Here is a 12,267-nt window from a genome sequence, read left to right on the forward strand (position 1 = left end):
GGAGGGCGTTCAGCGCCCGTGGCAGAACTTGAACTTCTTGCCGCTTCCGCAGGGGCAGGGATCGTTGCGCCCCGCGCGCTCGAAGTCCGAGTCCCTGACGATCGGCTTCTCGATCTCAGGAGCAGCGCCTCCCATCTGCTGGGCTGCCGCGGCGGCGGCTTGATCGTTACCGGCGCCTGCGGGCTCCGGCGCGAACACGACTTCCTCACCCGGGGCCGGTCCTGTCCTCGCCGCCTGCCACATGGCTCCGGTGCCTTGCACCGGGTCCTCTGCGGCCTCGTACTGCGCGCCTGCGAGCGAAGGCTGCTCCGGCTGCTGCTCGAGAACCTGGACCTGCGCGTGCATGACGATCTTCACGTAGTCGTCGTCGATGCTGGCCATCATCTGGCCGAACATCTCGAAGCCATCGCGTTGCCATTCGACCAGGGGATCCTTCTGGCCCATCGCCCGCAGGTTGATTCCCTCTCTGAGGTAGTCCATCTCCGAGAGGTGCTCGCGCCACTTCTGGTCGATCAGCTGCAGCATCACCTCGCGCTCGAGGGCTCGCATCGTTTCGGCCGCCTCGCCGCCTTCAGGTGCCGGCATCGAAGCTTCGCGCTGCTCGTAGTAGGCGATCGCCTCGCCGGCGAGCAGCTCGTAGACCTCGTTCGAGTCCGGGAGCGCGGCGATCTGCTCCTTCGTGGCCTCGGTCGGGAAGTACTGGCGAGTCTCGCTGAGCAGACCTTCGATGTTCCAGTCCTCGGCGAACTCGGAGTTTCCGCAGTTGGCGGTGACGATGCTGTCGATGGCGGACGAGATGACCTCGATCGTGCGGGATCGGAGATCCTCCCCTTCGAGGATCTGCAAGCGCCGCGCGTAGATCACCTTGCGCTGCTCGTTCATCACCTCGTCGTACTTGAGGACGTCCTTGCGGATCTCGGCGTTGCGCGCTTCGACCGTGTTCTGCGCCCTCTCGATCGCGCGGGACACCATGCGCGACTCGATCGGCACGTCCTCGGGGAGCGCCTGGCCCATCACCCAGTTCATCGCGCCGGTCGCGAACAGGCGCATCAGCTCGTCTTCGAGCGACAGGAAGAAGCGTGACTCCCCGGGGTCACCCTGACGTCCGGAGCGGCCGCGGAGCTGGTTGTCGATTCGGCGCGACTCGTGCCGTTCGGAGCCGAGCACGTAGAGGCCACCAAGTTCGACGACCTTGACGCCTTCGGTGCGGCACTCCTCCTCATACTTGGCGAGCAGCTCCTTGTAACGGGCCTCGCCGTCCTCGGCCTCAGGGTCGAGACCGCTCGCCCTCACCTCCTGAGCGGCGAGGAGCTCCGGATTCCCTCCGAGGAGGATGTCGACTCCGCGGCCCGCCATATTGGTCGCGACGGTGACCGCGTGCAGGCGACCGGCCTGCGCGACTATCTGCGCCTCACGGGTGTGCTGCTTCGCGTTCAGGACGTGATGAGCGATGCCCTTCTTGGCGAGCAGGCCCGACAACACTTCGGACTTCTCCACCGAAGCCGTGCCGACCAGCACCGGCTGCCCTTTGTCGAACCGATCGATGATGTCCTCGACGACCGCATTGAACTTGGCCTGCTCGGTCTTGTAGATCAGGTCCTGCTGGTCGTCGCGGACCATCGGCATGTTCGTCGGGATCGGCACGACGGGCAGGTCGTAGGTGCTGGCAAACTCGGACGCTTCCGTCTCGGCGGTTCCGGTCATGCCGGCGAGCTTCTCGTAGAGCCGGAAGTAGTTCTGCAGTGTGACGGTCGCCCAGGTGTGGTTCTCCTCTTTGATCCGCACCCGTTCCTTCGCCTCGACCGCTTGGTGCAAGCCGTCGGACCAGCGCCGGCCTTCGAGGATGCGGCCGGTGAACTCGTCGACGATCTTCACCTCGCCGTCGGAGACGATGTAGTCCTTGTCGCGCTTGTAGAGCTCCTTGCCCTTGAGAGCCTGGGTGAGCTGGTGGACGTAGTTGGAGGAGACCAGGTCGTAGAGGTTGTCGATCCCGAGGGCCCTCTCGACCTTTTCGATTCCCTCCTCGGTGGGGGCGACGGTGCGCTTCTCCTCGTCGACCTCGTAGTCGACACCAGCGGTGAGGGACCTCGCGATACCGGCGAACTGGTAATAGAGCCGGGCGGACTCGCTCGACGGACCCGAGATGATCAGCGGGGTCCTCGCCTCGTCGATGAGGATCGAGTCCACCTCGTCGACGATCCCGTAGTGATGGCCGCGCTGGACCATGTGCTCGAGAGCGCGCGCCATGTTGTCGCGGAGGTAGTCGAAACCGAACTCCGTGTTGGTGCCGTAGGTGACGTCGCAGTTGTAGGCATCCTTCTTCGCCTGCCAGTCGTCGATGTCTGGAGACACCCGGCCGACGGTGATCCCGAGGAATCGGTGGATCTGGCCCATCCACTCGGCGTCGCGCTTGGCCAGGTAGTCGTTGACCGTGACCACGTGCACGCCGTTGCCGGCGAGAGCGTTCAGATAGACCGGCAGGGTCGAAACGAGCGTCTTGCCCTCACCGGTCTTCATCTCGGCGATCCAGCCGAAGTGGAGTGCGGCGCCGCCCATCAGCTGGACGTCGAAATGCCTCTGGCCGATCGTCCGGCGGGCCGCCTCCCGAACCGTGGCGAACGCCTCGATCAGGAGGTCGTTGAGGTCCTCACCGTTGGCGAGCCGCTCCCTGAACTGGACGGTCCGGTGGGCGAGCTGCTCGTCCGTCAGCGCCTTCGTATCGTCCTCGAGCGCGTTGATGTCGGGCACCAGCGCCTGAAGGGCGCGCACCTTCTTCCCTTCGCCGGCGCGCAGGATCTTCGAGAACACGCTCATGGATCACCCATGCTACCGGTACCCCCCGGCGCCCGGGGACTGCCACACAGGCCCGCTCGGGGCCCCAACGCCAAGCCCCTCCAGAGGGTGGGGCCCCTGCCCCACCCCTGTCCGTAGCCCGCGCCGGGGCGCGGACGCCGCACGTCACTACCCTGGTGTGCCGGTGGCTCAGGTAATTGGGGTAGAAGCGCCTCGGGCTGTCGACCTTGCCGCTGTCCGACAGGGCGCGCTCCGGATCGCGCCTCACCTGCCCGTGCTCGGCCTGGTCATTGCGTACGCGATGCGCTTCAGCCTCCTATCGGTGGCGGTGCACGACGGTTACGACACTCCGGCCTACGACATGGGCCTGTTCGACCAGGGCATCTGGCTGCTGAGCCGGTTCCATGCACCATTCGTGACCGTCATGGGGCGCAACCTGTTCGGCGACCACACCTGCTTCATCCTCCTGCTCGTCGTCCCTTTGTTCTGGGTCTACCCGCACGCCCAGGCACTGCTCGTGCTGCAGTCCTGGGCGCTGGCCGCGGCAGCCATCCCGATCTACCTGCTGGGCCGTCGGCTGCTCGGCCGCGGCGCCCTGGGCACGACGCTGGCGACGGCCCTGGCTGCCTCCTACCTGCTGAACCCCGCGCTTCAGAACGGGAACCTGGAGCAGTTCCACCCCGAGTGCCTCATGGTGCTCGCGCTCGCGATCGCCGTCTACGCCGCGGTCGACTGGCACCCGCGCTTGCTCGTCGTCGCGGCGGTCGCGGCACTGCTGTGCAAGCAGGACACCGCGTTGATGGTCATCCCGCTCGGCCTTTGGGTCGCCTGGCGACGGGACCGCAAGCTCGGGCTGATAATCGCCGGCGGTGCAGCAGCGTGGATGGCGATCGCCTTCCTCGTCATCATCAACCTGCTCCTCGGAACGACGTCGTTCAACATGGCCAGGGTTCCGTTCGGAGGATTCACCGGGTTCGTCTCGTCCATCTTCACCAAGCCCCGCCAGGTCTGGGACTACGTGACCAGCCAGGGCCGGCCGTTCTACCTGTGGCAGATGGGCTCGTCCGTCGGATGGATGTTCCTGCTGGCTCCGTCCGTTGCTGCGATCGCAGCGCTGACCTTCCTCGAAAACGAGCTAGCCGACTTCGGCTACATGCACGAGATCCAGTACCACTACTCGATGCCGCTCGTTCCGGTTCTGGTGATCGGGACGGTTTGGGCGGTCAGCCGGATCCAGCCTGTCCGTTTACGTGCCGCGGCAGTCGGCGTGGCTACCTTTTCCGCTTTCGCCGGCTGCGTCGTATGGGGGTTGGCCCCCTTCTCCATTCACGACTATCCGCATCAAAGCTCTTCCGCGCCGGCGGTGCGCGACGCCAACCAGGTGATCAAGGCGCTGCCGCCGAACGCCGTCGTGTCGGCCTGGTATCCGTACATCTCCCACATCGACCACCGGACCCGCGTGTACATGTGGCCGACGCCGTTTTCCGCGCAGTACTGGGGGACCTACCACACCGAAGGTCAGCGACTCCCGTTCGCCGACCAGATCCAGTACATACTGTTGCCCACCGGCCTCGCCCCCGACGACAAGCCGGTGTTCGATTCGATCGAGTCGCAATACCGCGCCGTCGACCAGGTAGGCAGCGTGGTCCTCTACGAGAAGCTCTCCTTCCTACAGTCGACAAACGGCTAGAAGGGTGAAAGGGTCAGCAGCCCTCAGCCTTCGCTGTGAGGATCGAGCAAGCGCTTCCGAACCGCGTACATGACCGCCTCCATGCGGGAGTGCAGGTGCAGCTTCTCGAGAATGTTTCGGACGTGGTTCTTCACGGTGTTCTCCGAGATGTACAGCTGGTCGGCCACGTCTCGGTTGCTCATGCCCCGGGCGACCAGCTTGAGGACCTCGAGCTCACGGGCGGTCAACACCGGCGCCGGCAGCTGCTCGCGACGGTCCGCCGCCTGGCGGGCCAGCGAGTTGAATTCGTTGAGAAGCTTCGAGGCCATCGACGGAGAGATCAGGCTCTGGCCCTGGACCACGGCCCGGATCGCGCTGGCCACCTCCTCCACCGAGATCTCCTTGAGCAGGTAGCCGTTGGCCCCGGCTTTGATCGCCTCGTAGAGGTCGTCCTCCTCGTCCGAGACGGTGAGCATGAGGATCTTCGTCGACGGGAGGGTCTCGCGGATCCGGCTTGCCGCCTCGATCCCGTTGACGCGGGGCATCCGGACGTCCATGAGAACCACGTCGGGGGCCATCTCTTCCGCCTTGAGGATCGCCTGCTCCCCGTCCTCGGCCTCGGCGACCACTTCGATGTTCTCCTCGGTGCCGAGAACCACGTAGAGCCCCCGGCGGAACAACGCCTGGTCGTCGGCTATGAGAACCCGAATGACCTCGTCCTCGAGGGTGGCCTGATCACTCATTTCTGATCACTCATTAAAGGGGTTCCCGAAACTAGCTGCAAAGAAAGGCCCCGGCCGTTCCGTCGCGGTCTAGCCCTCTTAGGCATTCTGTCTCCTTGGGAACGGAACGGGCCGGCGCCTTTCACGCCGCGGGTTTCGGGAAACCCTTTAGCTAACGACACGGTAGTAGACCGCGACGTCCAATCTGGGTTAGACCTCAGCGGCTGACCTGGTCTTTGACCCCACACTTGCCTGGTCACCCCGGCACCCCGGTGGTCCCGACGGCTCCCAGGACTTACTCCTAAGCCGCACCATGATCAGCAGCCGCAGCTGCCTTACGTGGGTCGTTTTGCCTGCGACTGGCATCGACTTTCAACCACAGACCCGCTGAGGTCTGATCCAAACAGTAGCTAGAAGAGTGGTCCGGCCGGGGGCCGCCGTTGGGACTAGGACCCAAGCTTCTGCTTCAGCTCCACGAGCGCTGGCACCGGGCCTGGGTCGATGCCCGCGAACGCCGCCATCCATAGTGATACGTAGTCCCCGAAGATGATCAGGTCGAGCAGCTGGGCGAGGTCGCCGTCGCCCTGCGCCTGGATCTCGATCTCGCAGGCGACGACCTCCTGCATCAACTCGCCGACCAGCTCGAACCGCCTGCCGATCTGTGGATGCTCGCCGTCGTGGCGAAGGAAGACGGCGGTGATCAGCTGGCGGGTCACGTCGCCGAGCTGACCCCACCCGGCGATCTCGTTGTGGCAGAGCTCGGGTTGCACCGACCAGAACGCCGGTGCCTTGGCGTTCTCGTTGATCTGGGTCTTCAACCTCTGCGCCGCCGCCGCCCCCAGCAGGCCCCCGCCGTGCACGAGCGCGATGGTCGAACCGATCCTTCTGGCTATGTCCGCGGCTGCGCTCGACTCGCCGGCGCCGGCCAGCTCGTCGCGCCGACGCGACAACTGATCCACCGCGTCGTCGATCCACCTCTGCGCGCCCCGGTACAGGCCCAGCTCGTCAAGGACGACCAGAGGCGGGATCGACATCGCGCCGAGCGCGGCCCGGGGTTGCGGGATGTCGGAAGGAACATCGACCACCGGGACGTCCCAGCCGCGTGCCAGTTCGCCGAGCTTGCCGCCCCCGCTTACGACGACCAGATGCGCCCCCGCGACTGCAGCGTCGGTCGCCGCCTGCACGGTCTCCTCGGTGTTGCCCGACGCCGAGATCGCGAACACGAGCGTTCCGCTCCCCACGAACGCCGGGCACTCGTACGACTTGCTGATCACCAGTGGAAGCGGGAGCAGGGGACCGGCCGCGGCGGCGACCACCTCGCCCGCCATGCCGCTCCCGCCCATGCCCAGGATCACGACCTGCTCGATTCGCGAGGGATCGGGTAGCCGGTCGAGCCCCTTCGAACGGAGCGCGGCGTCGCGTACTTGGTCCGGCAGCGCGGCCGCGGCTTCGAACATTCCTTGACTGTCAAGAACGGCCACGAGCCGAGCCTTATCCAGCGTCCGGATCGAACGTCGGTTTGATCCCGTCAGCCTTCGCTTTCGCGATGAGCCGCTCGTGCTCGGCATCGTCGACCGTCTCGGCCTCGTCGATGAGCATCACCGGAATGCCTTCGGTGATCCGGTAACGCATGTGCAGCCTCGGGTTGTAAAGCGAGTCCTCGGTTTCGAAGTAGAGGAGCGGTCCTTTGTCCTTTGGACAAGCGAGGATCTCCAGCAGCCTCGGGTCTAACGCCACGTTCGTCTCCTCTCAGCGACTGGCGCCGGCCAGCTCTTTGATGATGGCAAGAACCTCGGCCGTGTGAGCTTCGCTGCTTGCCCGGTCGCGAGCCTCCAGGTTGAGCCGCAACAGAGGCTCGGTATTCGACGGGCGCAGGTTGAACCACCAGTCGCCCAAGTCGACGGTCAATCCGTCCAAGCGGTCCTGCTTGTAACCGGCGAAACGTTCGGCGACACCGTCGATCACCGCGTTCGGGTCCGAAACCTCGGTGTTTATCTCGCCGGAGTCCGAGTAGCGCTCGAACCGTTTCCGGATCTCCGACAACGGACGCCCCGCCTTGCTCAACACCTCGAGCACAACCAGCGCGGCGACCGTTCCGGAGTCCGCCCGGTAATTTTCCCGGAAGTAGTAGTGACCCGAGTGCTCGCCTCCGAAGAGCGCGTCGGTGTCGGCCATCACCGCCTTTATGTACGAGTGGCCGACGCGCGTGCGAACAGGCACACCGCCCAGCTCACGGACGATCTCGGGAACCGCCTTGGAGCAGATCAGGTTGTGCAGGATCGTCGCGCCGGGGTGTTTGTCGAGAAGCGCGGCGGCGACCAGCGCGGTGGTGGTCGAACCGGAGACCGGCTCTCCGCGGTCGTCAACAAGGAAGCACCTGTCGGCGTCCCCGTCGAACGCCAGCCCGACGTCGGCGCCGGTTTCGAGGATGCGTCGCTGCAACGACACGAGGTTCTCCGCCTGGATCGGGTCGGCCGGGTGGTTCGGGAAGGTTCCGTCGAGCTCTCCGAAGAGCACTTCAAGGGAAAAAGGAAGGCCGTCGAAGACAGCAGGCACCACCAGCCCGCCCATGCCGTTCGCGGTGTCGGCGACAACCTTCAGCGGGCGGAGGGCCGAGAGGTCAACAAAGGAGCGCACCTTCGCGACGTAGTCGGCCAGAACGTCGCGGCTGGTGACCTTCCCCGGCGCCGCGCCGTTGCCGTCGAAGAAGTCGCCGCGCGCCACAGCCAGCTTGATCTCCCTCAGACCGGTGTCGGCTCCGACCGGTCGCGCGCCGGCGAGGCAGAGCTTGATGCCGTTGTAATTGGCGGGGTTGTGTGAGGCGGTGAACATCGCACCCGGTGCGTTCAACGACCCGGACGCGAAGTAGAGCTCGTCCGTGGAAGTCAGCCCGAGGTCGATCACGTCGCTCCCGACCGACGTGGCCCCCTCGGCAAACGCGTGCGCGAGCTCGACACCAGATGGTCTCATGTCCCGCGCGACCAGTACCGTTCGGGCCTCGGCGAACCGGGCGAACGAAGCTCCGACGGCCCTTGCGAGAGCGGGGTTCATCTGGTTGGGAACGGTGCCCCTTATGTCGTACGCCTTGAAAACGGTGTCGAGTATCTCGGTATCGGTCGGCGCCATTCCGTCTCGCACCTTACCCGGCGGGCCGAACAGCCCCCGAGCCGAGGCGAACCGGCCGCCGAGGTAGTGACGCGGCACCGGGTAGTCGACCGGACGCATCCGCCACAGGACTACAACAGCCGCGACCCCGAGGAGCGACAGGATGAACCCGAACCAGTCGAGACCTGTGTATCCGTAGTTGAGGGTGACGTGATTGGAGGTCGGTATAACGACCATCAGGTTGGGCGTCGCCCGGTAGGGGCCCTTGCCCCCGCTGACTTGCCAGTTCGGGAAGTAGGAGGTCCTCACCACGACGGGGACGCCGGTCTGGTCGACGTCGAAGGAGATCGACTCGTTGCTCTGATGGATGTTGGACACCTCGACCGGCGGGAGGGTGATCAACGGGGGGGAGGTGTCGTTCGGCGTCACCCGGGTCCAGCTCTTTGGGCCGGACGCGGCTTCGTAGACGTTCCAGCGGTTGGGGTCGAGGTACCAAGCCTGGGAGGCGTTGAGCCACGTCTTGCCGGCGCTCGAAACGCCGGTCATCACCGCCGGTTGGTAAAGCAGCGGGCTCACCAGGTCGGAGTTGGCGACCTCGTAGATCTTCCATGTGCGCTGCTGAACCGACGAGCTCCCGCCGCTCGTGTAGGTGACCGGGTACGGGCCGACGGTGGCGACGAGTTGCAAGTTGCTGTCCTGATCCGCCTGGGACTGAACGTCGGGCGTCAATGCCATGAAGTACTTGACCCCGAGTATCTGGAGATGCTGCACGCCTTCGGCGACGTTCGGCGCGGCGGGGTAGTTGAGTCCCCGGACGGGATTGGAAGGATGGTCGGACAGCTCCGCCGCGTTGAGGAAGTGGTAAGGGGTGGTCGCCGACGACTCGTAATAGAGGCCCTCTTGCGAACCGATGCATCCGTGGGTCCAGAACGGAAGCAACATCAGCGCGTCGGGCGTTCCCATCTGGTCGAGTTCCGGTTCGTACTCCCACATCGCGCGGCCGCATCCGTACGAGGGGTCCTGGCCGAGCTTCTTCATCTGGTCGACGACCGCGAAGTACTCGTTCCGGCGCGCCTTGCCGGGCGACTGGTAGCCGGAGTAGTTCCAGTAGACCCAGTCCGGGTCGTAGGACGTGTCGGCGCTGGTGATGCCGAGCCAGCTGTACTTGCCCGACGCCGTGGTGTGCCCGAAAGGCAGGTTGTGCAACGGGAAGTTGACCCAAGTGAGCGCCACGAGGAAGGTGACGATCGCGACCCCGATCGTCCCTCCGGTGCTCGCCTTCGGTCGGTCGTACGAGCGAAGCGCGTCGACGATGCTCAACCCGATTTCGAGGAACGCGATCGCGGCGAGGAAGTAGAGGCACAGGTACCAGAAGGGAAGTACGCGCGCGTTCCAAAGTCGGTACTGAGGCGCGACCCGGAAGATCAGGGCGGAGAGGACCGCCATGATCGTGAAGAACACGCCGGCGCGGTTGCGCCGGGCGATGGAGAGCAGCGCGCCTGTCCCGGCGAGAAGGAAGAGCCACAGGTCCTTTGCCGGGAACAAAGTCGATATGTAGTTGGTGACCTTCTCGTAGCCCATGTCCGTCGCGTAGGGGAGGCGAAGCTCGAACGGCAGGGCCCAGAAGGCGATCAGCGCTGCCCCGACGACGAGCACGGGGAGGATCCACTTCAGCCGGTGGCGGTCGAACCGCATGATGGTGAGGACGATCGCACCGAGGACCGCGAAGAGAAGGGGGAGGATGTGGCTGACTCCGACGGCGGCGAGGACGACGGCGGCGAGCGCGCGGTGGCGTCCGTTTTCGAGACCTCTGGCGACCAGGCCCAGGAACACGAGCGCGAGGGCGAGCGCGATCGAGAAGGCGAACTCCCCCGCCATGGTCGACGCGATGTTGCCCCCGTAGATCGTGTAGTCGCGGGCGAACAAGTAAGGGAGTGCCGCCACCGCGAGGATCACCGCCCCCGGATAGCGCATGCGGGCCAGCCGCCCGAACGCCCACGCCGCGACAGGAAGAGCGATCAAGCCGACGACGGTGACCAGCTTGAAGGCGATGTTGTACGGGAGGACGTAGGAGATGAGCGCGATCGCGACGATCGGGCCGGGGAAGTAATAGGTGAGCGCGGGGAATCCGTCGTACCAGTCGGGCGTCCAGCCGGTGATTCGCAGATGCGGGAGAAGGCCCCTCTTCACGAAGTCGGGCAGCCAGACGTGCGCGCCCATGTCCCCGCCGGCGGGTGTCGTGTTTCGCAGCACCTGTGACGGTTGCAGCTGGGTGACCACAAAAGCGACCGACGCGGCGACGATGAAGAACCCGGCTATGGCTTCGGGCCGGCGGAGATTGTCCAGGACCCTGCGCCAGCGAGGATCCTCGGGAACGACGACCGGATACTCGGCCCGGGCGCGTTCGGTCGTGTCGGTCGCGGTCATCAGATCGCGTGTGTCCCCGTCATTCGGTCCCTATGTTGCCTGTCTGGACGGCGCGAATGGGGTCAACTCCGCCTGGGGAGGGGTTCTGCGTCTCCAGCGCTTGTGGCTCGGCGACGAATCCACGTGCGGGACGTCGAGGGCGGCCGCTAAATCGCGTTCAGTCCGAGCAGGGGCTTAGGCCCGACCGGCCGGTTCGGCCCAGTCGGCCCGGTGGGCTCAGCTAGTTGGAGCCGGCGAGGCTGAGAACGGACCCGAGCGTTAGCATCCCGTCGAGTCCCTCCCACCAACGCTGATCGCAGTGGGAGCAGCTGTGCATCCTGACCGGCTCTCCACCGACGCGGATCTCGATCACCACCAGTTCACGGGTTCGGCAGGTAGGGCACTTCATCACTGAGAGTGTCGGCTCGCGCGGTAGGCGTCTTTAGTTTTCCGTGCTGTCCGGTTGGTCCGGCCCGTGACGAGTGTCCATCGAAGAGTGTCAATGGAAGTGGACGACGGAGAGGACGGCGGCCGCGTTGAACGCGATGTGCGCCCCTATCGAGGGGCCCAGCCTCCCGGTTCTCCACGCCAGGTAACCGAGCACCGCCCCGAACACGGCCAGGCCGGCGAACTGGACGGCCTCGAAATGGGCCAGCGCGAAAAGAAGGGAGCTGATGACGATCGCTCCGGCGGCGGGTATCCGGCCGAGAAGGGAGCGGAGCAGGAGTCCACGGAAGAACAGCTCTTCGACCAGCGGTGCGCCGGCGGCGAGAACGAGAAGCACCACTATCGCGGCCGCGGCGGTGTGGACCGAGCCGGTGTCCTGATGAACCGGTTTGCTCAACTGCTGGCTGAGGGACCGGTCGAATCTCTGGAACGGCAGGTACAAGGCCGGTATCAACCCGTACTGGCAGGCCAGGCCGACCGCCGCCCCGAGGGGCAGGTCCCACCAGGTCGCGACCCGGAAACCGAAGTCCTTGCTGACGTCGCCGGTCCCGTGCCGCCGGCTGGCGAGCACCGCGGCGCCCACCAGCCCTATCCACAGTCCGCCGACGTTGGCGGCGATGACCGCCACCGGTATCGGTCCGCTCGACCCGACCCGGTACCCGGTCGCCGACTCCGCTATTCCCGCGGTCAGAAGGGAGATGATCAGGCCGGCGGCGAACCCGATGATCGCTTCGGGGAGCCCCCAACCGTTGCCACGCGCCCGTTTCGGACGTGCGGACCGGGACGCGGGCGGGCGGTTGGAAGGTTCAGCCGGCGGGCCCTGTGCCGGTCGATGACGTGCCGTTGGATGTTGTGGTGTCGACTCCGGGTTCAGGACACCAGAGTGGCAGGTGGCTCGTACCGAGACGGACGGGTCACCCTGCGGTCAACCTGGGTCCAGCCCTGCGGAACCCGCAGTCGGCCCGCGTGGCCGGCGCACAGCGCCCACTGATCGCCGCCGTCAGGCGCGGGAGAGTCGTCCAGCCAGACTCGCTGCCCTTGGTAGTCGTAGGTAAGCCAGGCTGCGGTGCTGCCTTGGCATCCAGGCCTGGCACATAGGGGGCGGCGGTCCATGGGAGACCAGCG

The 12,267-nt window shown here is 65.8% G+C and carries 10 protein-coding genes; 2 read left to right on the forward strand and 8 right to left on the reverse strand.

Annotated features, from left to right (window positions below):
- Positions 1-9: 9 nt before the first annotated feature.
- On the reverse strand, positions 10-2,814 hold the full coding sequence (gene secA / locus VFZ97_03275) for a preprotein translocase subunit SecA (GenBank protein ID HEX6392435.1): 2,805 nt from the start codon (positions 2,812-2,814) through the stop codon (positions 10-12).
- Between the two features lie 163 nt (positions 2,815-2,977).
- Here secA and VFZ97_03280 point away from each other — a divergent pair, with 163 nt between their 5' ends.
- The gene (locus tag VFZ97_03280) at positions 2,978-4,483 is read left to right on the forward strand and encodes a DUF2079 domain-containing protein (protein HEX6392436.1); all 1,506 of its coding nucleotides are present in this window, start codon (positions 2,978-2,980) and stop codon (positions 4,481-4,483) included.
- Positions 4,484-4,506: 23 nt separating this feature from the next.
- Here VFZ97_03280 and VFZ97_03285 read toward each other — a convergent pair whose 3' ends face one another.
- From VFZ97_03285 to VFZ97_03310, 6 genes are all read right to left on the reverse strand, one after another.
- Positions 4,507-5,205, reverse strand: coding sequence for a response regulator transcription factor (locus VFZ97_03285; GenBank protein HEX6392437.1), 699 nt, complete (start codon positions 5,203-5,205; stop codon positions 4,507-4,509).
- A gap of 425 nt (positions 5,206-5,630) precedes the next feature.
- On the reverse strand, positions 5,631-6,665 hold the full coding sequence (locus VFZ97_03290; GenBank protein HEX6392438.1) for an SIS domain-containing protein: 1,035 nt from the start codon (positions 6,663-6,665) through the stop codon (positions 5,631-5,633).
- Between the two features lie 10 nt (positions 6,666-6,675).
- A complete protein-coding gene (locus VFZ97_03295) occupies positions 6,676-6,921 on the reverse strand; it encodes a Trm112 family protein (protein HEX6392439.1) in 246 nt (81 codons plus the stop codon).
- Positions 6,922-6,933: 12 nt separating this feature from the next.
- On the reverse strand, positions 6,934-10,716 hold the full coding sequence (locus tag VFZ97_03300; GenBank protein HEX6392440.1) for a phosphomannomutase/phosphoglucomutase: 3,783 nt from the start codon (positions 10,714-10,716) through the stop codon (positions 6,934-6,936).
- A gap of 220 nt (positions 10,717-10,936) precedes the next feature.
- Positions 10,937-11,104 (reverse strand): hypothetical protein, encoded by a 168-nt coding sequence (locus tag VFZ97_03305; protein HEX6392441.1) that lies wholly within the window; start codon positions 11,102-11,104, stop codon positions 10,937-10,939.
- Positions 11,105-11,194: 90 nt separating this feature from the next.
- A complete protein-coding gene (locus VFZ97_03310) occupies positions 11,195-11,770 on the reverse strand; it encodes a CPBP family intramembrane glutamic endopeptidase (protein ID HEX6392442.1) in 576 nt (191 codons plus the stop codon).
- Here VFZ97_03310 and VFZ97_03315 point away from each other — a divergent pair.
- Positions 11,760-11,978: a hypothetical protein gene (locus VFZ97_03315; GenBank protein HEX6392443.1), complete on the forward strand. Its 219-nt coding sequence runs from the start codon at positions 11,760-11,762 to the stop codon at positions 11,976-11,978. The genes VFZ97_03310 and VFZ97_03315 overlap by 11 nt on opposite strands.
- A 34-nt stretch (positions 11,979-12,012) precedes the next feature.
- Here the strand turns inward: VFZ97_03315 and VFZ97_03320 are convergent, their stop codons facing one another.
- Positions 12,013-12,255: a DUF3499 family protein gene (locus VFZ97_03320; protein ID HEX6392444.1), complete on the reverse strand. Its 243-nt coding sequence runs from the start codon at positions 12,253-12,255 to the stop codon at positions 12,013-12,015.
- Positions 12,256-12,267: the final 12 nt, after the last annotated feature.

The sequence above is a fragment of the Acidimicrobiales bacterium genome (genome assembly GCA_036378675.1).
GTDB lineage: Bacteria > Actinomycetota > Acidimicrobiia > Acidimicrobiales > Palsa-688 > DASUWA01.

What these genes read in the sequence shown, in the direction of transcription:
- secA (HEX6392435.1), bottom strand. Translation starts at nt 2,814, where the DNA reads ATGAGCGTGTTCTCGAAGATCCTGCGCGCCGGCGAAGGGAAGAAGGTG.
- VFZ97_03285 (HEX6392437.1), bottom strand. Translation starts at nt 5,205, where the DNA reads ATGAGTGATCAGGCCACCCTCGAGGACGAGGTCATTCGGGTTCTCATA.
- VFZ97_03300 (HEX6392440.1), bottom strand. Translation starts at nt 10,716, where the DNA reads ATGACCGCGACCGACACGACCGAACGCGCCCGGGCCGAGTATCCGGTC.
- VFZ97_03305 (HEX6392441.1), bottom strand. Translation starts at nt 11,104, where the DNA reads ATGAAGTGCCCTACCTGCCGAACCCGTGAACTGGTGGTGATCGAGATC.
- VFZ97_03315 (HEX6392443.1), top strand. Translation starts at nt 11,760, where the DNA reads ATGACCGCCACCGGTATCGGTCCGCTCGACCCGACCCGGTACCCGGTC.
- VFZ97_03320 (HEX6392444.1), bottom strand. Translation starts at nt 12,255, where the DNA reads ATGGACCGCCGCCCCCTATGTGCCAGGCCTGGATGCCAAGGCAGCACC.